This is a genomic window from Ralstonia sp. 22086, assembly GCF_052045975.1.
Taxonomy (GTDB): Bacteria; Pseudomonadota; Gammaproteobacteria; order Burkholderiales; family Burkholderiaceae; genus Ralstonia; species Ralstonia wenshanensis.
In genome coordinates this window covers 331,145-351,068 of sequence record NZ_JBQEPZ010000004.1, presented here as the reverse complement: position 1 = coordinate 351,068, position 19,924 = coordinate 331,145, and the positions used below count along the sequence as shown (strand labels likewise).

The window sequence follows — 19,924 nt, the reverse complement described above, 5'->3', positions numbered from 1 at the left end:
GAGAACAGCAACGACAAAGCAACCCGAATGCCACTGCGCCCATGTGGAACGCACGTTGCTTGGCCTCCCGCATGGACGAGGAGACCACTTTGGAAGCTGCACCGAATGTTCCGTTGGACCGGCGGCGCCGGCTCGGCAACTGGCTGCCGGAAGGCGAGGCACAACTTGCGGCGTTTCGCGCCGAGCTGGTTGCGCAAGCGCTGTCTCGTCCGTCAAAGACACCCTCAGTGGCCGCCGTGCGTGCGCTCGCTAATCTCATTGATGGCGAGCCGGCATTGCGCATGCACCTCGCGCGCGCCATCGACGAAGCGAAGGAGCGCGGATACGAACTCGGCTACCAGGACAGCGCAGAATTGCTGCTCGCCATCGACCATGTCGTCACGTGCGCGCCGCGTTTTAGCGAGAAGGCGCTGGTGGTCTGTCCGCTCAATGCATTGCTCGATTGGCCGATGTGCATGCCATCGGGCTACGCGCTGTTTCGTGACCGCCGCTTCAACGATGCGCTCGAGGCCGTGCTCAATGGCTGGAGCGCATTTCTCAGCGGCCCGCATTCGCGTGCCTATCTGAACACGCGCGAGCCCGACGGCTGGTTCAGCCCCGAGGCGACACGGCGTATCGGCATGGAGCAGTTCTTGTGCGATCCGTCGCAACCGTACTGGGGCTTTACCTCTTGGAATGACTTCTTTACGCGCCGCTTTCGTGCCGGCATGCGACCCGTCGCAGGCGAGGACGACAACAAGTTGATCGTCAGCGCTTGCGAGGCCGCCCCCTACAACATCAGCCACGATGCGCGCGATGAAGATGCGTTCTGGATCAAGGCGCAGCCCTATTCATTGCGCGACATCTTCGGACCGGGGAAGGCACACCTCGCCGAGCTGTTTTCGGGCGGCAGTGTCTACCAGGCCTTCCTGAGTGCCTACAACTACCACCGCTGGCATGCGCCCGTCGCCGGCACCATCGTCGATACCTTTCACGTAGATGGCACGTACTACTCGTGCGTGGAATCGGAAGGCGCTGACCCGGAAGGGCTGAACGATTCGCAAGGCTACAGCGCAGCCATGGCTGCACGCGCGGTCATCACCATTGCTTGCGACGATCCTGCCGTGGGCACCGTGGGTTGCGTGTTCATCGGCATGGCAGAGGTGTCTTCGTGCATGGTCGACGTGACACCGGGCCAGCACGTTTGCAAGGGCGAGGAGCTTGGCTACTTCCAGTACGGAGGCTCGACGTACTGCATGTTCTTTCAGCCAGGCGTGGTGGATGCCTTCGTCGTGCAGCCGCCGTTCTCGCACGATACGCCGCCAGTGCGCGTCAACGCCGCACTGGCGCGCGCCAGAGAGCGGCGTTGATCAAGCGTCGACCTCGGCCAGCGCGTTGAGGCCCACCGACAGCATCGCCAGATCGGCCGAGCCAGCAGCGACCTGATCGGCAATCACGCGGTTGTAGCGCGCCAGCGCTTCCTGTCGCGTACCGCGCCATGTGTCGATGAGGGCTTCCGCGCTCGCGCCAGGGGCTGCATTTTGCAACACCGACTGCGTGAGCCGACGCCGCAATTGCCCCAGTTCTTCGAGCAGCGTCGCGCGCGCCAGCATCTGCCAATGCGTTTGTGTCGGCAGGCCGAGAATGCCGCCTTGCAGCCACCCGTAACCCAGTGGCTGGTCGAGGGCAAAGTACACGCGTGCGGCGAGCCTCGCATCGCAGCCGCTGGCCGTAGCGACCTCCGCAATGTCGAGCAACGACACGCGTGCCGGCACGCCAGTTGCCACGCGCGCCAGTACTTCCGGCACACCGGCCTCGGTAAAGACCTGCCGCTGCTGAGCGGCGGCTTGCGCAGATTCCTCCGGTTGCAGCGCGTCAATCTCGGGTGCGAGCGCATCCACCGCAGACCGGAAGTGCTCGACCGCTGCCGGCACGTCCCCCACGCGCCGCCGCAGGAACCACAGCGTCGCGCGCTCGTGCAACTGCGCGAGCGCTGCGAACAGGGCGGTTTGCGTTTCGTGCGGCACCTGCGCATCCAGGGCATCGACCTGTTGCCAGAGCGCGTCGAGCCGGTAGACCGCGCGCGCGACGAGGCTGGCCCACACCACGGCAATCGGTTCTGCGCCGGTTTCTTCGGCCATCCGGTGCACGAAGGTCACGCCGGCACGGTTGACGAGCGCGTTGGCGTGCATCGTCGCCAGAATCTCGCGACGCAGCGTGTGCCGCGGGATCGAGGTCGCGCAACGCGTGTGCAGCGGTTGCGGGAAATACGCCGGCAGACCGTCGGCCACGAAAGGCTGGTCGGGCAGATCGCTACCGAGCAGCACGTCGTACAGCCACATCTTGCTGTAGGCCATCAGCACGGCGCGTTCGGGCGTGGTCAGGCCGCCGCCACTTGCCCGGCGGGCGTCGATCTCTTCATCGGCGGGCAGGAATTCGATCGCGCGGTTCAGGCGCCCGCCACGTTCCAGATAACGCATCAGCCGCGCCTCGGGGTCGAGCCACAACGCCGTGCGCGTGCGCGCCAGTGACAGCGCCTGCGTCTGGAAGTAGTTGTCGCGCAGCACCAGTTCGCCCACCTCGTCAGTCATCTCGGCCAGCAGCGTGTTGCGCTGCTTGAGCGTCATCTCGCCGTCGGCCACGACCAGCCCCAGCAGGATCTTGATGTTGACCTCGTGGTCGGAGCAATCCACGCCAGCGGAGTTGTCGATGGCATCGGTGTTGATGCGTCCGCCATGCTGCGCGTATTCGATGCGGCCGAGCTGCGTGCAGCCCAGGTTGCCACCCTCGGCCACGACCTTGCAGCGCAGCTCTGCGCCGTTCACGCGCAGGCCATCGTTGGCGCGGTCACCCACCTGGGCATGCGTTTCAGTGCTGGCCTTGATGTAGGTGCCGATGCCGCCGTTGTAGAGCAGATCGGCGGGCGCCTTGAGGATGGCGTGCAGCAGGTCGTTTGGCGCCATCTCGGTGGCCGTCACATCAAGCATGGCGCGCACCTCTGGCGTGAGCGGGATCGACTTGACCGTGCGCGGGAAGATGCCGCCGCCAGGGCTGATCAGCGCCCGGTCGTAATCGGCCCAGCTTGAACGCGGCAGGTTGAACAGGCGCTCGCGCTCTGCAAAGCTCGCGGCCGCATCGGGCGACGGGTCAAGAAAGATGTGCCGATGGTCGAACGCCGCCAGCAGGCGAATATGGCGCGAGAGCAGCATGCCGTTGCCGAACACATCGCCTGACATGTCGCCCACGCCCACAACGGTGAAATCCTGCGTTTGCGTATCGACGCCCATCTCGCTGAAGTGCCGCTTGACCGATTCCCATGCGCCGCGCGCGGTGATGGCCATCTTCTTGTGGTCGTAGCCCACCGAGCCGCCGGAGGCGAATGCATCGCCCAGCCAGAAGCCGTATTCGGCCGAGATGGCGTTGGCGTAGTCAGAGAATGTGGCCGTGCCCTTGTCGGCGGCAACGACTAGGTAGGGGTCGTCTTCGTCATAGCGCACGACATCGGGGGGCGGCACGACGCGGCCGTCGACGTAGTTATCGGTCAGGTCGAGCAGCCCGCGAAGGAAGGTCTGGTAGCACGCCACGCCTTCGGCCAGGTACGCATCGCGGTCGCTGGCCGGTGGCGGTTGCTTGACGACAAAGCCGCCCTTGGAGCCCACCGGGACGATGACCGTGTTCTTGACCATCTGCGCCTTGACCAGGCCCAGCACCTCGGTACGGAAATCCTCGCGCCGGTCAGACCAGCGCAAGCCCCCCCGCGCAACCTTGCCGCCGCGCAGGTGTACGCCCTCCACGCGCGGCGAATACACCCAGATCTCGAACATCGGCTTGGGTTCGGGCAGGCCGGGCACGCGCGCCGGGTCGAACTTGAACGACAGATAGGGCTTGGGCTGCTCCTGCCCGGCATCCGGCAGGCTCTGGAAATAGTTCGTGCGAAGTGTGGCTTCCACCACACCCAGGAACTGCCGCAGGATGCGGTCTTCATCCAGGTTGGGCACGTCTTCGAGCGCCTCGTCGATCTGCTTGCGCAGCGTTTCGCTTGCGCGCGAACGCTCGGCCTCGGCAAGGGCGGGGTCGAATCGCACCAGGAACAGCCGCACCAGCGCCCGCGCAATCGACGGGTTGCCGTTCAGCGCGCTCTCCATATATGTGTTGCTGAAGGTCGAACCGATCTGGCGGATGTAGCGCGCATACGCACGCAGGATGCGCACCTCGCGCCAGGTCAGGCCAGCCTGCAGCACGAGGCGGTTGAGATCGTCGTTCTCCAGCTCGCCGCTCCAGATGCGCGCGAAGGCGTCTTCAAAGCGCGCACGGGCTTCGTCCAGATCGACCTCGCTGCCGTCGATGGTCTCCATGCCGAAGTCGTGCATCCAGATGGGGGCGGCATCTGCGGGTTCGATGCAGTAGGGGCGCTCTTCGTTGACGCGCACGCCCAGGTGTTCAAGCATCGGCAGGCTGTGCGACAGCGATGTCGGCTGCCCCGCGCGGTAGATCTTGAAACGCAGCGCCCCGGGCGGCGCTTCGAGCGGCCGGTAGAGCTGCATGGTCAGCACGTTGTCCGCGGCGTTTGCGGCGAGCAGCGGCTCCATCAGTTCAATGTCGCGCACGGCAAGGCGCGCAGCGTAGTCCTCGCGGAAACCCGCTGGAAAGGCGCCCGCATAGCGGCGCAGCAGGCGGTTGCCGCGCTCTTCGCCGCCGCGTTCGAGCAGCGCGTCGGCCAGGTCGTCCTGCCAGCGCCGCGCCGCCTGCACGATGCGGTCTTCGAGTTCGGCAACGTCCACGTCTGGCACATTGCCCGGCTGCGTGCGCACGGTGATATGGATGCGCGCGAGCATTGATTCCGACAACTGCGGCGTGAACTCCACGGCGGTGCCGTGATACGCGGCCTGCAGCAGGCTCTGGATGCGCACGCGCAGGTCGGTGTTGAATTTTTCGCGCGGCACGAACACGAGGCACGACACGAAGCGGTCAAACGGATCACGGCGCACGAACAGGCGCGTGCGCTGGCGCTCCTGCAACCGCAGGATGCCGAGTGCGATGTCGTGCAGCGCTTCGGCATCCATCTGGAAGAGCTCATCGCGCGGGTATTGCTCCAGGATCGTGACCAGCGTCTTGGCCAGATGCCCGTCGGGAAGGAAGCCCGTGCGCCGGATCACGTCAGCCACCTTGCGGCGCACCAGCGGAATGTCTTCGGCCGGCACCATGTAGACGTTCGACGTGTACATCCCCAGAAAGCGCCGCTGCCCACAGACGCGGCCCTCGGCGTCGAACAGCTTGATGCCGACGTAGTCGAGATATCCGGGTCGGTGCACGGTGGCGCGCGAATTGGCCTTGGTGAGGAAGATGGGCTCGGGGGCGTCGATGAACTTGGCCGCGCCCGGTGCCAGGCGCGTCGTGTCCGGCGTGGAGGTGTCGCGCAGCGCTTCACGCAGCACGCCCAGGCCGGTGCCGGGTATGCCGCGCAGGTAATGGCCGTCGTCTTGCGTGATCAGTTCGTAATCACGATAGCCAAGGAAGGTGAAATGCCGCTCGAGCATCCAGCTGAGGAAGGCCTGTGTTTCGGTGATCTCGGCGCGTTCCACGTCACCGGTGGAGGGCTGTGCGGCGCGTACGGCCAGTGCGTCGATGGCGGCGTGGGCTGCGGCTTGCATCGGCTTCCAGTCTTCCACCGTGGCGCGCACGTCGCCCAACACTCGCATCAGGCCCTCGTGCAATGCCTGTAGGCGTTCGGGCTCGGAGAACCGATCGACTTCGATGTGGATGGTTGATTCGAAGCGGGCAACGCCGTGGGTTTCCCTGTCGGCATCGGCGGGCGTATCGGGCATGTCGCCCGCAAGGGCCGCCGGGCGCTGGACGCCGCCGCCCGCCGAAACCGCTACGCGCATGCCGGCTGCGTCGCGCTGTACGCGGTAGACGGGGTGGAAGGCGGAATGCAGCGCCAGCCCTTGCCGGTTGATCTCCATGGTCACGGAGTCGAACAGGAACGGCATGTCGTCGTTGACGATTTCAACGACCGTGTGGCCGCAGTACCAGCCGTGCTGTTCGAGGCTTGGGTTGTAGACGCGTACGCGCGGTTGCCCCGACACGAATTTCTGGCCCAGTTGCCAGTGCGCCATGGCCGCGCCGTAGAGGTCGGCAACGCTGCGCGAGATCACGTCTTCGGGGTCTGCCAGGCCGTAGTAATGCCGCAGGAACGGCTCGAACAGGTCGGCAATATCGGGCGCACGTTCGCGCGCCAGGGCCACTGCATCCGCCATGTGCTGGCGGACCTTGTCTTCGTGCTGGGCAGACATGAGGCGGCTCCCGAAGAAGGGCTGCCTCATGCTACGCCGCGTGCCCATGGCTGGCAATCAGCGTGCGCCGTGCACAGTTTTCCTGATGCCGGTGTGTGTGCAGTGCAGCGAGAGAACAGGTGGTTCACTCGCTACTTGCGGCGCGCATCAGCGAGGCGTCATCAGGCCTTGACGACGTTGATGCGCAGTGCCGGCTCACCTGCCGCGATGGCCAACAGGCGGTCTACATTCGGATGGGCGCCGGGGCGGTTGCGTGCGTCGATGGTGTGCTCGGCAAACACGGCCAGGCCGTGCTCGGCGGCCGTGGCGTCGAGCTGGCCGAACGTCTGCTGCAGGTAGTGATACACCGCCACCGAACCTTGCTTGCCGGGCTTGTTTTCGATGTCGGCCACCACGGCGCCCTGGCCATCGACCAGATCGATGCGCTCGATGCCGTCAATGGCAGGCAGTTGGGCGAGGTTGTCCTTGAATACGCTGGTCGGTTGAATCACTGCGGTTGCTCCGTTGGTTGATCAGGCGGGCCGCATGTTAACGGCTCCGGCCCTGCCCGCGCGAGCTTGTGCGTTCTTCAGCGTTTGGCGCCAGCCTTGTTCACGGCAATGGCCGCCTGGATAAGCGCCTTCAGCGCTTTCTCGTTCACCTTGTCGCCCTCGCGGAAATCGATGGCGCGGCGCGTGTTGCCGTCCAGGCTCGAATTGAAGAGACCGGCGGGGTCGGGCACAGAGGCGCCCTTGGCAAACGTCATCTTCACGGTCTGCTTGTAGGCCTCGCCGGTGCAGATCAGGCCATGGTGCGACCACACGGGCACGCTCCATTTCCATTCCTCCACTACGTCGGGGTCGGCCGCCCGGACGATGGCGCGCAGGCGGGCGAGCATGTCGCCGCGCCAGTCGTCCAGCTCAGCAATGCGCGCGTCGATCAGCTCGGACGCGGGTGCTGCGGTGTCCTGCGTGCTCTTCTTCATGTGTCTACCTCCGTGGTGGGCCCAAGCAGAACATTCTGGCAGGAACATGGGCCGGTAGCCACTTGGCAACGGTGGGCGAGAGACGCCATCAGGTTGCGCCGGGAAAATGAGAAACGCCTTTTTTCTGCTATTGGAATCAAGGCGAAAAATAATGCGCGAAATAAAAGAGAAAACAAGACGGCGCTGAGTTAACGGCGACAAGAAAAATAACTTTAGCGCTTTCGTGCAATTCCCCTACTTGAGTGGGGGAGCCAAACGATTTCGCCGGAAACCCAAGTGCCGAGCGGGTATGCGGCGCAATGCCTGCGCACGAAAATTCAATACCGCAATGCCCGGATGGTTGATGCGACGGTCATCGATTGGTCATCTTTCGGCTTCAATAATTGCGCCTCCGGTGTTCAGGAAAACATATTGAAGCACCCCTTCTTTCAGGGGGTGCCTGAATCGAGAGAATTTCAAATGACCATTCGTCATCGCATTACATTGCTCGTGGTGCTGATGTTTGCCGCATTGGCGGCCATCGGCGGATACGCCGTCTACCAGACCCGCGGCAGCGCTGCGGAGGTCCGCCAGGTGACGGAGGGCGTGGTGCCGAGTGCGCTGGCGTCGGCGGACCTCGTGTCGCTCGTGAAGGACGTGCAACTGGCGACGATGGTGCTGGTGTATGCGCCTGACGGCAACATCGTTGCACAGGCCCGAGACGACCTGAAGGCCAAGGAAGCGGCGCTGCGCACTGCATTGGATGTACAGGCCAAGCGCGCCAACAGCCAAGCACAGAAAGGCCTGGTCGCGCAGGCCAAGGAGACCATCGACAGCTACGTCGAGGCCATCCAGCAGACCACCGACATGAAGCTGGCGGGCAAGGATGAACTGGCGCAGGCTTTCCTGTTTGCCAACGTCGCCAGCTACCGCGACGTGCTGGAAAAGATTGTCGAGACGCTGCGCATCGAGAAGAACCGCGAGAAGGACGAAGCCATTGCCGGCCTGAACGGCAAGCTTGCGAGCACAGCCACCACCATTGGCGTGGTGAGCGGCGTGGCCATCGTGCTGCTCACGGCCATCGGCATGCTGCTGTATCGCCAGATCACCCGGCCGCTGACGCGTATGCAGGCCGAGATGAGCGAGATCGCCACCAGCCAGGACTTTACGCGCCGTGTGCCGGTGGGCCGCATGGACGAGATTGGCCACTCGGTCGTCGCGTTCAACCGGATGATCGAGAAGATCCAGGAGAACGCCGCGCTGCTCAAACAGAAGACGGCCGACATCCAGGCGATGCTGCAGAACATGCAGCAGGGCATCCTGACCGTGGTCGATGGCGGCGTGGTGCACGAGGAATATTCGGTCTACCTCGAATCGATCTTTGAGACGCAGGAGATTGCAGGCCGCAACTTGATGGAGCTGATCTTTGCCGATACCAGCCTGGGCGCCGATGCGCTGTCGCAGGTGGAAGCGGCGGTCGATGCATGCCTGGGGCAGGACATCATCAACTTCGCGTTCAACCAGCATCTGCTTGCGAGCGAGGTGGAAAAGCGCATGCCGGATGGGCGCGTGAAGACGCTCGACCTGTCGTGGTCGGCCATCACCGATGAGAGCGACACGATCCTGCGCCTGATGCTGTGCGTGCGCGATGTGACCGAACTGCGCAAGCTGGCGGCCGAGGCCAGCGAGCAGCGCCGCAACCTGGAGATGATCGGCGAGATCCTGGCGGTGAGCCAGGAGAAGTTCCAGCACTTCATCGACAGCTCCACGACCTTTGTGCACGAGAACGAGCGGATCATCCGCCAGTATTCGCAGGCGGACAGCGCGGCCATTGCGGCGCTGTTCCGCAACATGCACACCATCAAGGGCAATGCGCGCACGTACAACCTGCAGCATTTGACCAACGTGGTGCACGAGACCGAGCAGACCTACCACGCGCTGCGCGAGCCCGACAGCGAGCACACGTGGGACCAGGACTGGCTGATGGAAGAGCTGACGCGCGTGCGCGAGGCCATCGAGAACTACGCCCGCATCAACGAGGTGAAGCTTGGCCGCAAGGGCGATGCGGTATCGGGCAATACCATGCAGGCCGCCCCTGATGTGATGGCAGGCATTCAGGAAAGCCTGCGCCTGCTCGAGAGGGTCAACCCAGGCAACCTGGACGAACTGGTTGCGATGCGCGATTCCATTTATGAGCAGCTGCGCCTGCTGGGCAGCGAGACGGTGGACGCGCTGTTGTCCGGCGCATTGCAATCGCTGCCGTCGCTGGCGCAGGAACTGGGCAAGGAGCCCGTTGCCGTGCGCATCGACGACAACGGCTACCGCGTGCGCACGGAGGCCCGAGGCATCCTGCAGAACGTGTTCATGCACCTGCTGCGCAATTCAATCGACCACGGCATTGAACCCGCTGCTGAGCGCATTGCACACGGCAAGCCTGCAGCCGGCACGATCGACATCGAAGTGGGCGTTGATCAGGGCATGCTGCAGATCACGCTGTGCGACGACGGCCGAGGCCTGGCGCTCGACCGCATCCGCAGCATCGCGGCGGAGCGCGGCTGGATCGGCGCCGACCAACCCGCCAGTGACGAAGACATCGCGCAGTGCATTTTCCGCCCCGGCTTCTCGACTGCCGACAAGGTAACGGCAGTGTCCGGACGCGGCGTCGGCATGGATGCCGTGCAGGAGTTCCTCAAGCGTGAGCATGGCCGCATCGAACTGCGCTTTACCGACGACAACAAGGGTGCTGCGTTTCGCCAGTTCCAGACGGTGGTGTGCCTGCCCGAACGTCTTGCGGTCGACAGCGTGAACGCCGCGCTCGGCGCACAACGGGCAGTGCGTATGGACTTGGATAAGGAAGCATCGTGATGGGGACGATTGTTCTGGCCGTCATCACGGGCGGCTTGGTGGCCGGTGTGCTGGTGTGGCTGATCCGGCAACGGAAGGTGAATGCGATGGCGCGCACCTTGGGCGATGCCGATGGCCGCATCGCCGATCTGTCGGCTGATCTGGCGAAGCACGCTGCGCTGGTGGATACGGGCATGCGCGAGGTGGCCGCAATGGAAACCACTGTCGCCCAGATGCGCGATGCCGCTGCCGACCAACTGGAAGTGATCGAGCAGCTGCGGACCGAGTTGCAGTCGGCCACGGCAGCCAAGGAACAGTGGGCGAGCCGCGCCAGACAGATTGCCGAAGAAGCCGCACGCCTGCGCGGCCTGGCACTGACGTTCGAGCGGTGGCACGAGCAGATGATCTCGCTCATGGAGCAGAACCACGACATGCACACGAAGAACCAGGAGCTGCAGTCCATCGTGAGGCATGTGGTGATCGTCTCGCTCAATGCGTCTATCGAGGCGGCGCGTGCGGGCACGGCGGGCCGGGGTTTTGCCGTGGTGGCCAGCGAGGTGCGTGCGCTCGCCGCGCGTTCGGAAGAACTGTCGAAGAGCTATCGCAACAGCCTGCACTTGAACGATCTGACCACCACTGCCACGTTCCAGGACATCCAGGCGGGCGGCAAGATGATCACCGCGTCGCTGTCGAGCGTCGAGGCGCTGGCCAGCCAGTTTCAACACCAGCTTCACTAGGCAGGCCCGACGTGATCCGCAGCAACGCACAAGAGAGTTTCGATCGCATCTTCCGCAAGGCCGCACGTACGCGGCTCACGCGGCAGCCGGAAGACACCTGCCATATCGGCACCGCGGCCGAAGGCGGCACCCTGAATGGCGAGGACGCCCTGATCCTCACCATTTCGTCCATCGCATTCCGCCTCTTGCTGGTGCTGCGCTTTGATGACTCCGACGCCACGCGCGCCTACTTCACTGGTGAAGGTACGGGGCGATCGTTTGAAGAAGCGCGTCTGGAAATCGGCAACCTGTGCTGCGGCGCGCTCAACCAGGAGCTGCTGCAGGTGTTTCCCGACCTTGGCATGTCCACGCCCTATGTGGTGAGCGCGCGCTGCCTGCCGTATCTGGACGTGCTCAAGCCCGGTTACGTGGCCGCCTACACGGTCACCATCAACGACACCGTGCGCGTGAGCGCCACCGTGTGCGTGTGTACCCACGCCCCGCTGGATTTCGTGGCCGATGTGAGCGACGAAGTGGAATCCGGCGGGGAGTTGGAATTGTTTTGATTGGAAAGATTGAGAGCGAGGAAAGCGCTATGAGCAAGATTCTGGTTGTCGACGATTCGAGCACCGTCCGCGATGAGGTGGCCGGTTTCCTGAAGAAGCATGGTCTGGCGGTGGAAACCGCCGTGGACGGCAAGGACGGCCTGGCGAAGATCAAGGCCAACCCCGGCGTCAGACTCGTCATCAGCGATGTGAACATGCCCAACATGGACGGCCTGACCATGGTCGAAAAGGTGCGCGGCGAGCTGGGCAACAAGACGGTCAACGTCATCATGCTCACCACCGAAAGCAGCCCTGCCATGAAAGACCGCGGCAAGGCCGCCGGGGTCAAGGGCTGGATCGTCAAACCGTTCAAGGGCGACGCAGTGCTTGAAACCTTCAAGAAGCTGGCAGGCTGAAAGACGAAGCAGCGCAGCCGGGTGCGCCATGATCAACCCTGCGCCGCAGGGCATGGCGCCCGCGCGATTTTGGAGCCAAACTTGCTCGCTTGAAGGCTGGTTTGACCGAGGGAGCCATCATGCAAGAGCTCGCCTTTCGCACGCTGCTGTACCGCTACTTCTTCTTCGGCTGGCTGTTCAAGGATGCCAGCCGCGGCAACCTGTTCGAACGGTCTGCCGCGTGGCGTTTCAACCAGGCGCATGCGCACTGGTTGCTCGCTTATATGCGCCGCTGGCTCTGGTGCGGGTTGCTTTGCTACGCACTGGGCGGCGTGTTGGAACTGGGGCTCAACACGCCGGGCCTGTCGGTACTGTTCTACGTGCCCAGCGCGTTGAGCGTACCCGTCAACGTGGTCATCGGTGTGTTGTGGATTGGCCTGAAGGCACTGCCCGGGCCGCTGCGCGAGCGGTAGGCGGGCGCGCGGCTAGACCGTCGCCACCAGCAGCTCTTCGGCATTGCGGGGCGGACGCAGCCCATCGGTGCGGCCAGCAAAATAGCGCTCCGTCAACATGTCTGCCGAGATGTGCTGGGCATCGCGAAAGCCGTTTTCGCGGGCGAGTGCAAGCATGTCGGGCGGCGTGAAGAAGCTGATGAACGGGGTGCCGCTCGCGCGTGCACCTTTCTCCGCCATCTCAAGGCCGGGCCGGACGTCCGGGTCCGCCATCTCCAGCGGCAGCAGGAACGTCATCGCCAGCATCGAGCCCGGTGCAAGTGACGCCACCTGCCGTAGCGTGGCCGCATTCGCTTCTTTCGACAGATACATGCTCACGCCCGTGGACACCACGATGGCCGGTTGGCTCACATCAAACCCGGCCGCGACCAGCGCATCCTGCCAGGATTCGCGCGCCTCGAAATCCACCGGCACGAAGCGCAACCAATGCGGAATGCCGAAGCCCACCGCTTCCAGACGCTGGCGCTTCCAGGCTTGCGGGCTGGGCTGATCGACTTCAAACACCGTCATGCGCGATGCCACATCAGGCCGGCGTTGCGCAAAGCTGTCGAGCCCCGCCCCGAGAATCACATACTGGCTCACGCCACGGCCCGCTTGTTCGATGACGAGGTCTTCGATAAAGCGTGCACGCGCCACAATGGACGCACGAAACGGACGCGTGAACTGCGGGTCCATGTCGCCGCGTTGTTGCCAGTCGGGTTGGGGGTCGAGCAGCTTGAGGCCCACTTCGTCTTCCAGCACGTGCGGCGGTGCATCGCTGTGCACATGCAAGGCGCGCCACAACGCGACGCGCGCCGCGGTGCTGTCGGGGGATGCTGTCTGTGGTTCGTTCATTGCACACACGCCTCCATCGGTAGACCAGCCAGTCAATTGGGATGCTGATACTCGGGAAACACGGCAACGGCCTGCACGGGCTGCTTCGTCATGCAGACCTCGAACAAGCGGCTGGAGAGCCACTCGGCAAGCCAGGCCTGCACAGCGGGCAGCGGCTGGCCGGCAAACCAGTCCGGCTCCACCGCTGCAAACTGCCGCACGAACGGGAAGATCGCCAAGTCCGTCGCGCACGGCGTGGAGCCGCCAAGATAGCGTTGATCCAGCAAGCGGGATTCCAGCGGTATCAGCAGGGTTTCTGTTGCCCGGGCACGGGCTGTCTCACGCGGCGTGGTTTCTTGCGGATAGCGGTCGGGGTATTTGTAGCGATCGAGCTGGCGTTTGAACTCGCCATCGTTGGCGCGCAGCAGGGCGAGGTTGTCGTCGGATTGCGCGCGGCGCCACCAGCCTTCCGGGTCGCGTGCTTCAAATGCCCACTGCATGATGTCGAGGCTCTCTTCCAGCACGCCGCCGTCTGACAAACGCAAGACGGGAACTGTGCCCTTTGGTGACAGCGCCAACAGTTCGGCAGGCTTGTCGCGCATGACGATCTCAAACGTCTGGAAGCGGCGATGGGCCTGCAGCATCGCCAGGCGCGCGCGCATGGCATAGGGGCAGCGGCGATAGCTGTAGAGCAGGGGCAAGGCTGGAGTGTCGGACATTGGTACGAATGCGGGGCTACGGATTTCAGGCGCGTCAGGGTAGCGGATTCACGGGCGCGGCGGGCTGGACCACCAGGCGTGTGTGCCCGGATCGGCCCGAGCGCCGCACCGATTGCGGCGGCTGCCCGAACACGCGGATGAACGCGCGCCGCATGCGTTCGGGGTCAGCAAAGCCCACGGCGCGCGCGACTTGTTCCAGCGATTCATCACCGGCTTCCACGCGTGGCCGGGCGATTTCGGCACGGAGTTTTTCGATGGCCTTGGCGGGCGTCTGGCCCGTCTCGGCCACAAAGGCGCGGTCAAACTGGCGGCGGCTCAGGTGCGCGACTTCGGCCAGGCGGTCGACGTCCAGCGCTTCGTGCAGGTGCTCGCGCGCATAGCCCAGCGCACGCGCAATGCGGCTCGATGCCGGGTCCAGCTCCAGCAGGGTCGAGAACTGCGATTGCCCGCCGGGCCGCCGGTGATAGACCACCAGTTCGCGAGCCACAGCGCGCGATACGTCGACGCCCAGGTCTTCCTCGATGAGCGCCAGCGCCAGATCGATGCCTGACGAGATGCCGGCCGACGTCCACACCGGCCCGTCGTGGATGAAGATGTGGTCGCTCTGCACCTGCACGCGCGGATACCGCCGCTGCAACAGTGCCGCCATACGCCAATGCGTAGTGGCGCGGCGGCCATCAAGCAGGCCTGCCGCCGCCAGCGCAAACGCGCCGGAACATACGCTCGTCATGCGCCGTGAATGCTGCGCCGCTTCCCGCACGAAGGCGATCAGCCGGGGCGAGAACGCATCCTCACGCGGGCCATTGCCGCCCGAGATGATCAACGTATCAAAGGCCGGATCGTCCAGGCCCTGCGTCTGCATGACGAGGCCCGGCGCGCTCTGGACCAACGTGCCGCCTTCTGACAGCACGTCGATCCGGTACGCCGGCTGGGGTGCCAGGCGGTTCGCCACGTCAAAGGCCGTCAGCGGGCCGGTGAAATCGAGCAGGCTGCAGCCCGGAAACACCAAAAAGCCGATTCTGCGCATGATGTCTTGAAATGAGGGAATAACGTCATTTAGGCCTAATGTTGCTCCGCCAGACTGCTGCTGTCAAACGCATTTCTGGAGAGACGATCATGACAACCGCGATGGGCCTGCCGGCCACTTCGATGCCCCTGTCGCGCCATCACCGCTGGAAGGTGCTGGGCGTGGGTGTGGCGGCCAATGCGAGTTTTTCGGCAGCGTTCTCGGGCATCCCGACGACGGCCGTGTTCATCCGCTCGGCGTATCACCTGGGCAATGCGGAGCTGGGCGTGACGCTGGGCGCGCTGGGGCTGGGCATCGCCATCAGCGAATTGCCGTGGGGCTTGCTGACAGACCGCTGGGGCGATCGCACGGTGCTGCTGACGGGGCTTGGGCTGACCGCGCTGGCCCTGTTCGTGATGGCATGTTGCGTGGTGCCGCTGCATGGCAATGTGCCGCCGCTCGCGTGGCTGGTCGGCGGCATGCTGAGCGTCGGCCTGCTGGGCGGTAGCGTGAACGGTTCGAGCGGCCGCGCGGTCATGGGCTGGTTTCGCGAAGGCGAGCGCGGATTGGCCATGAGCATCCGCCAGACCGCCGTACCGCTGGGCGGCGGCGTTGGTGCCCTGGTGCTGCCGAGCCTGGCCGCGCACGCCGGGTTTGCGGCCGTGTATGGCGTGCTGGCGGCGGCGTGTGCGTTGACTGCGGCGCTCACGTGGCTGTGGGTGCATGACGCGCCGGCCACGGTGAATGGGGCAGCACAAACTGTAGCGCCTGGCGGCACGGGGCCGCTGCGCGATCCGATGCTGTTGCGCATGGCCCTGGCCATTGGGCTGCTGTGCGTGCCGCAAGGCGCGGTGGTGGCCTTCGCCACGGTGTTCCTGCGCGACTTTGCACACGCCAATGTGCTCACGCTCAGCCTGACCATGGCAGCGGTGCAGGGCGGGGCGGCCGTCATGCGCGTGTGGAGCGGCCGCTGGACCGACCGTCACGGCAATCGCCGCGCTTATCTGCTCGCGTGTGCACGGTTGAGCGTTGCGCTGTTCGTCGTGCTGGCCGGCGTGGCATGGATGACGTCGGCGCTGTCGATCGATCTGTCGATCATGCGCGTGGGGCTGGTGGCGGCCGTGGTGGCCGGCGGCATCTGCGTATCGGCGTGGCATGGCGTGGGCTACACCGAGCTGGCGACGCTGGCCGGTGCGCAGCGTGCCGGCACGGCGCTGGGTTTGGGCAACACGGGCGCGTTTGCGGCGCTGGGGCTGACATCGCTGTGTTTGCCGCAGGTGCTGGCCTGGTCGTCATGGCCGGTGGTGTGGCTCGTGGCGGCAGGCAGCGCGCTGATTGCGTGGCGTGTGCTGCCGGCGGCCCGTCCGTAGCCGCACGCAACGCCAATCCCCTTGTTTCTTCCTATAGTGAGCCGCAGGCGCCGCCCGGTGCGGCTCCGTAAAACGAAGCAACGCAACGAAACGAGGGGGCCACCATGGCAGGCTTGGGCGCAATCGAGCACGTGGTCGTGCTGATGTTGGAGAACCGGTCGTTCGACAACCTGTTCGGCACGCTGTATTCAAAGAGCGCGGAGTTCGACGGCCTGTCGGGCGAAGAAACCAACCCCGACGGTGGCGGCCAGCCCATCCGCGTGTGGACGACGCCCGCGCCGGCCAACGTGATGACGCTGCCCAATCCCGACCCGGGCGAACTTTTCACTGACATCAACCAGCAGCTCTTCGGCCAGCAGATGCCGCTGGGGCAGACGCCCACCATGCAGGGCTTCACCACCAACTACGCCAAGAACGGTGGCGACCCGCGCGACATCATGCATTTCTTCACGCCGGACCAAGTGCCCGCGCTCAGCACGCTGGCGCGCAATTACGCCGTGTGCGATGCGTGGTTTGCCTCGGCGCCGTGCCAGACGTGGCCCAACCGGTTTTTTGTGCACACCGGCACCGCGCACGGTTATCCGAACAACTCGCCGGTGCACTTTCCGTACTTGATGCCGACGCTGTTCAATGTGCTCGACGGCGTGGCGCCTGATGACTGGGCCGTCTATTACCATGACTTCGCGCAGTCGCTCACGCTCACGCGGCTGTGGCTGCATCTGGACCACTTCCACCTGTTCGACGATTTTCTCGACGATGCGTCCAGCGGCAAGCTGCCCTCGTACAGCTTTATCGAGCCGCGCTACTTTGCCGACCTCGACTGGCCCAACGACATGCACCCGCCGCATGACGTCGGCTACGGCGACGCGCTCGTCGCGCAGGTGTACAACGCGCTGCGCAGTTCGCCGCAGTGGCACCAGACGATGCTCATCATCACCTTCGACGAGCACGGCGGCTGTTTCGACCACGTGCCGCCGCCTGCCGTGGTGCCGCCGAGCCCGCCGCAGCCCGGGCAGCTCTTCGCGTTCGACCGGTTGGGTGTGCGCGTGCCGGCGGTGGTGGTGTCGCCATGGATTCCCAAGGGCACGATCTTCCGCTCGACCGTGGCGCAGCCGTACGATCACACCGCCATCATCAAGACGCTGCGCATGCGCTACAACATCCGGACGCCGCTCACTGCGCGCGATGCCAGCGCACCCGACCTGGGGCAGGTCTTGGAATTGAGTGCGCCAGATGACAACCGCGACCCAGTCGCCGCCCGCGCCATGGCGGCGAACCCAGCCGGTTTGCAGGCCGCCCGCAACGCGCCGCTCAATGACTTCCAGTGGGCCATGCACGAATCGGCGGCGATGCTCGCGCCACTTGGCACCGGCATCAGCATTGATGACCATGTGCGCAACCTGTCGACCGATCAACAGCCGCCCGTGCCCGCCGCGCAGAACGCCCAGCAGGCCGCGCAGCACATCAAGGATGTGCTTGCGTCGATGGACCTGCCGCATGCGGGGCAATGATCATGAACGCACCGCTTGAACAATCGACCGTTGTCATCCGCGCCTTCAGACCCGGTGACGAGCCCCTGTTGCATGCGGTCTTCCATTCCGCCGTGCACGGTCTGGCCGCCGCGCAATATACGCCGCAGCAGTGCGAAGCGTGGGCCCCGACCCACTACGACGTCGCACAATGGAATGAGCGCATCCGCCGCATCCAGCCCTTCGTGGCGGAACGCAACGGGCAGCCCGTGGCCTATGCCGATTTGCAGACCAACGGCTATATCGATCACTTCTTCGTATCGGCCGTGCACGCGCGAAGAGGTGTCGGGCAACAGCTCATGAGTCACATCCTCGAGTTGGCAGCGCAGCGTGACGTGCCGAGCGTGCAGGCGCATGTGAGTTTGAGCGCAGAACCCTTCTTTGCTCGCAACGGGTTTGGAGTGCTTGCACGCCAACGCGTCACGGTGCGCGGTGTCCTGCTCGATAACGCATTGATGGCGCGAACTCAGGCCGCGTGTTTCACACGTTGAACGCATGGACGTGCAGCGTGTGAAGCGCGTTTAACTACGTGTGGTTACGCGCCGTATATTCAGTACAAACCATTAGATCTTGATTAAAGATTACGGACTATCTGTCGTTACTTTGGCTTACGTCGGCGCCCCCACGGGCAGTCGCGACGTTTTGTCCTTAGCAATCCACGGCAGATATGAAGACGCTCTCCATCAAGGCTCGGCTGGCGCTGGTCCTGTTTGTTCTGGCTGTATTCCTTGCGGGCGTCGGCGCGCTGGGGCTGTACGGCAACATGCGCTCCAACAAGGCGCTGAAGGAAACCTATTCGAATCAGCTCGCCTCCACGCGCGCACTGGGTCAGGCCATTTCGAGGCTGGTGCAGGTCCGTACGGCGCTGGATCGTGCCGTCTATGAAACGGACGACGCCAAGATCGCAGACTTGGTGAAGGCCGCCCGCGAGCAGGTCAAGGCCAGCGACGATGGCTGGAATGCCTACAACGCGCTGCCGTTCGCCACGCCTGAAGAAGAGCAGACCGCTGGCGAGGCCAAGCGCCTGCGCGATGCGTTCTTCAACGAGGGTTTGAAGCCGGCTCTGGCAGCGTTTGACCGTCACGACTACGCAGCCGCGCGTCCGTTGGTGCTCGACAAGCTGTACGAACTGTTCGTGCCTTACGCCATCAAGGCCGATCGCCTGAACGCCATTCAAGCAGAGATTGCCGCGTCGGCTTACAGCAAGGCGCAGTCGTTCTTCGACGGTCTGGTTTGGGCGTTCATCATCGTGATTGCCGTGGGTATTGCGCTGGCGGCCGCCTGTTACCTGGTGCTGTCGCGCGCGATCTCTCGCCCGCTCGCAGAGATGCTCGTGCACTTCCATGAAATTTCGGGCGGTAACCTGACCACCGACGTGCGCATCCACTCGCGTGACGAGATGGGCCTGCTGATGGAAGGCCTGCAGCAGATGCAAGCCAAGCTGAAGGAGACCGTGGTGACGGTGCGTCGCGGCAGCGAGTCGATTGCGTCCGCCACGCAGCAGATCGCCGCAGGCAACACCAATCTTTCGCAACGCACCGAAGAGCAGGCCAGCTCGCTGGAGGAAACCGCATCCAGCATGGAAGAGCTGACGAGCATCGTGAAGCAGAACGCCGACAACGCCCGTCAGGCAAGCACGCTGGCTGTGACCGCCTCCGACATTGCCGTGCAGGGCGGTGCCGTGGTGCAAGACGTGGTGACCACGATGGGTGAGATCAGCGAATCGTCGCGCAAGATCACCGACATCATCGCTGTCATCGAAGGCATTGCGTTCCAGACCAACATCCTGGCGCTCAACGCTGCTGTGGAAGCCGCGCGTGCCGGGGAGCAGGGGCGCGGCTTTGCCGTGGTGGCCGGTGAAGTGCGCACGCTGGCACAGCGCAGCGGGGGTGCCGCTAAGGAGATCAAATCGTTGATCGAAGATTCCGCCACGCGTGTGGAATCCGGTTCGACGCTGGTGGCGCGTGCGGGCAAGACGATGGAAGAGATCGTCGTGGCCGTGAAGCGCGTGACCGACATCATGGGCGAGATCAGCGCGGGCTCGGCTGAGCAAAGTACCGGCATCGAGCAGATCAACGAAGCCGTCACGCAGATGGACGACGTGACGCAGCAGAACGCCGCGCTGGTGGAAGAAGCGGCTGCCGCTGCGCAGGCGCTGGAGGAACAAGCGGACGAACTGCGCCGCGCTGTGGCGGTGTTCCGCGTGGCGATGTAAAGCACGTTTCCTGATGGGTTGCCGTGGCAGCTAAATGGCTGTCGC

General features: G+C 64.4%; 16 protein-coding genes. 10 read left to right on the top strand and 6 right to left on the bottom strand.

What is annotated here, in order from left to right; genetic code table 11:
• The first annotated feature begins 71 nt into the window (after positions 1-71).
• Positions 72-1,349, top strand: a complete 1,278-nt coding sequence (locus ACTJK6_RS18935) for a phosphatidylserine decarboxylase family protein (protein ID WP_414563103.1) — start codon at positions 72-74, stop codon at positions 1,347-1,349.
• Here the strand turns inward: ACTJK6_RS18935 and ACTJK6_RS18930 are convergent, their stop codons facing one another.
• From ACTJK6_RS18930 to ACTJK6_RS18920, 3 genes are all read right to left on the bottom strand, one after another.
• The gene (locus ACTJK6_RS18930; RefSeq protein WP_440839834.1) at positions 1,350-6,272 is read right to left on the bottom strand and encodes an NAD-glutamate dehydrogenase; all 4,923 of its coding nucleotides are present in this window, start codon (positions 6,270-6,272) and stop codon (positions 1,350-1,352) included.
• Positions 6,273-6,433: 161 nt separating this feature from the next.
• Positions 6,434-6,763 (bottom strand): DUF2322 family protein, encoded by a 330-nt coding sequence (locus tag ACTJK6_RS18925; RefSeq protein ID WP_116575053.1) that lies wholly within the window; start codon positions 6,761-6,763, stop codon positions 6,434-6,436.
• 77 nt (positions 6,764-6,840) lie between these two features.
• Positions 6,841-7,236, bottom strand: a complete 396-nt coding sequence (locus tag ACTJK6_RS18920) for a DUF1801 domain-containing protein (protein WP_260803425.1) — start codon at positions 7,234-7,236, stop codon at positions 6,841-6,843.
• Positions 7,237-7,695: 459 nt separating this feature from the next.
• On the opposite strand from ACTJK6_RS18920, the gene ACTJK6_RS18915 reads away from it, so the two are divergent.
• From ACTJK6_RS18915 to ACTJK6_RS18895, 5 genes are all read left to right on the top strand, one after another.
• Entirely contained in the window at positions 7,696-10,080 is a 2,385-nt protein-coding gene (locus tag ACTJK6_RS18915; RefSeq protein WP_440839833.1) for an ATP-binding protein, read from the top strand.
• A complete protein-coding gene (locus ACTJK6_RS18910) occupies positions 10,080-10,796 on the top strand; it encodes a methyl-accepting chemotaxis protein (protein WP_343621284.1) in 717 nt (238 codons plus the stop codon). Before ACTJK6_RS18915 ends, ACTJK6_RS18910 begins: the two co-directional genes overlap by 1 nt.
• A gap of 11 nt (positions 10,797-10,807) precedes the next feature.
• Positions 10,808-11,341, top strand: a complete 534-nt coding sequence (locus tag ACTJK6_RS18905; RefSeq protein ID WP_440839832.1) for a hypothetical protein — start codon at positions 10,808-10,810, stop codon at positions 11,339-11,341.
• Positions 11,342-11,370: 29 nt separating this feature from the next.
• The gene (locus ACTJK6_RS18900; protein ID WP_414563093.1) at positions 11,371-11,736 is read left to right on the top strand and encodes a response regulator; all 366 of its coding nucleotides are present in this window, start codon (positions 11,371-11,373) and stop codon (positions 11,734-11,736) included.
• 119 nt (positions 11,737-11,855) lie between these two features.
• A complete protein-coding gene (locus tag ACTJK6_RS18895) occupies positions 11,856-12,188 on the top strand; it encodes a hypothetical protein (RefSeq protein ID WP_147217811.1) in 333 nt (110 codons plus the stop codon).
• Between the two features lie 12 nt (positions 12,189-12,200).
• Here the strand turns inward: ACTJK6_RS18895 and ACTJK6_RS18890 are convergent, their stop codons facing one another.
• Genes ACTJK6_RS18890 through ACTJK6_RS18880 form a run of 3 tightly spaced genes read right to left on the bottom strand, consistent with a single transcriptional unit; the run spans position 12,201 to position 14,786 of the window.
• Positions 12,201-13,061, bottom strand: coding sequence for a class I SAM-dependent methyltransferase (locus ACTJK6_RS18890; RefSeq protein WP_260803420.1), 861 nt, complete (start codon positions 13,059-13,061; stop codon positions 12,201-12,203).
• A 32-nt stretch (positions 13,062-13,093) separates the two neighbouring features.
• Entirely contained in the window at positions 13,094-13,759 is a 666-nt protein-coding gene (locus ACTJK6_RS18885; RefSeq protein ID WP_316869101.1) for a glutathione S-transferase, read from the bottom strand.
• 34 nt (positions 13,760-13,793) lie between these two features.
• On the bottom strand, positions 13,794-14,786 hold the full coding sequence (locus ACTJK6_RS18880) for a GlxA family transcriptional regulator (RefSeq protein WP_260803418.1): 993 nt from the start codon (positions 14,784-14,786) through the stop codon (positions 13,794-13,796).
• An 89-nt stretch (positions 14,787-14,875) separates the two neighbouring features.
• On the opposite strand from ACTJK6_RS18880, the gene ACTJK6_RS18875 reads away from it, so the two are divergent.
• The 4 genes from ACTJK6_RS18875 to ACTJK6_RS18860 all read left to right on the top strand — a co-directional run bounded on the left by ACTJK6_RS18875 (position 14,876) and on the right by ACTJK6_RS18860 (position 19,879).
• On the top strand, positions 14,876-16,135 hold the full coding sequence (locus ACTJK6_RS18875) for an MFS transporter (protein ID WP_440839831.1): 1,260 nt from the start codon (positions 14,876-14,878) through the stop codon (positions 16,133-16,135).
• 104 nt (positions 16,136-16,239) lie between these two features.
• The gene (locus ACTJK6_RS18870; protein WP_414563088.1) at positions 16,240-17,646 is read left to right on the top strand and encodes an alkaline phosphatase family protein; all 1,407 of its coding nucleotides are present in this window, start codon (positions 16,240-16,242) and stop codon (positions 17,644-17,646) included.
• 2 nt (positions 17,647-17,648) lie between these two features.
• Positions 17,649-18,155, top strand: a complete 507-nt coding sequence (locus ACTJK6_RS18865; RefSeq protein WP_433868304.1) for a GNAT family N-acetyltransferase — start codon at positions 17,649-17,651, stop codon at positions 18,153-18,155.
• 176 nt (positions 18,156-18,331) lie between these two features.
• Positions 18,332-19,879 (top strand): methyl-accepting chemotaxis protein, encoded by a 1,548-nt coding sequence (locus ACTJK6_RS18860; RefSeq protein WP_440839830.1) that lies wholly within the window; start codon positions 18,332-18,334, stop codon positions 19,877-19,879.
• Positions 19,880-19,924 lie beyond the last annotated feature (45 nt).

What these genes read in the sequence shown, in the direction of transcription:
- ACTJK6_RS18885 (WP_316869101.1), bottom strand. Translation starts at nt 13,759, where the DNA reads ATGTCCGACACTCCAGCCTTGCCCCTGCTCTACAGCTATCGCCGCTGC.
- ACTJK6_RS18900 (WP_414563093.1), top strand. Translation starts at nt 11,371, where the DNA reads ATGAGCAAGATTCTGGTTGTCGACGATTCGAGCACCGTCCGCGATGAG.
- ACTJK6_RS18870 (WP_414563088.1), top strand. Translation starts at nt 16,240, where the DNA reads ATGGCAGGCTTGGGCGCAATCGAGCACGTGGTCGTGCTGATGTTGGAG.
- ACTJK6_RS18935 (WP_414563103.1), top strand. Translation starts at nt 72, where the DNA reads ATGGACGAGGAGACCACTTTGGAAGCTGCACCGAATGTTCCGTTGGAC.
- ACTJK6_RS18875 (WP_440839831.1), top strand. Translation starts at nt 14,876, where the DNA reads ATGACAACCGCGATGGGCCTGCCGGCCACTTCGATGCCCCTGTCGCGC.
- ACTJK6_RS18920 (WP_260803425.1), bottom strand. Translation starts at nt 7,236, where the DNA reads ATGAAGAAGAGCACGCAGGACACCGCAGCACCCGCGTCCGAGCTGATC.
- ACTJK6_RS18860 (WP_440839830.1), top strand. Translation starts at nt 18,332, where the DNA reads ATGAAGACGCTCTCCATCAAGGCTCGGCTGGCGCTGGTCCTGTTTGTT.
- ACTJK6_RS18930 (WP_440839834.1), bottom strand. Translation starts at nt 6,272, where the DNA reads ATGTCTGCCCAGCACGAAGACAAGGTCCGCCAGCACATGGCGGATGCA.
- ACTJK6_RS18910 (WP_343621284.1), top strand. Translation starts at nt 10,080, where the DNA reads ATGGGGACGATTGTTCTGGCCGTCATCACGGGCGGCTTGGTGGCCGGT.
- ACTJK6_RS18865 (WP_433868304.1), top strand. Translation starts at nt 17,649, where the DNA reads ATGAACGCACCGCTTGAACAATCGACCGTTGTCATCCGCGCCTTCAGA.
- ACTJK6_RS18895 (WP_147217811.1), top strand. Translation starts at nt 11,856, where the DNA reads ATGCAAGAGCTCGCCTTTCGCACGCTGCTGTACCGCTACTTCTTCTTC.
- ACTJK6_RS18890 (WP_260803420.1), bottom strand. Translation starts at nt 13,061, where the DNA reads ATGAACGAACCACAGACAGCATCCCCCGACAGCACCGCGGCGCGCGTC.
- ACTJK6_RS18915 (WP_440839833.1), top strand. Translation starts at nt 7,696, where the DNA reads ATGACCATTCGTCATCGCATTACATTGCTCGTGGTGCTGATGTTTGCC.
- ACTJK6_RS18880 (WP_260803418.1), bottom strand. Translation starts at nt 14,786, where the DNA reads ATGCGCAGAATCGGCTTTTTGGTGTTTCCGGGCTGCAGCCTGCTCGAT.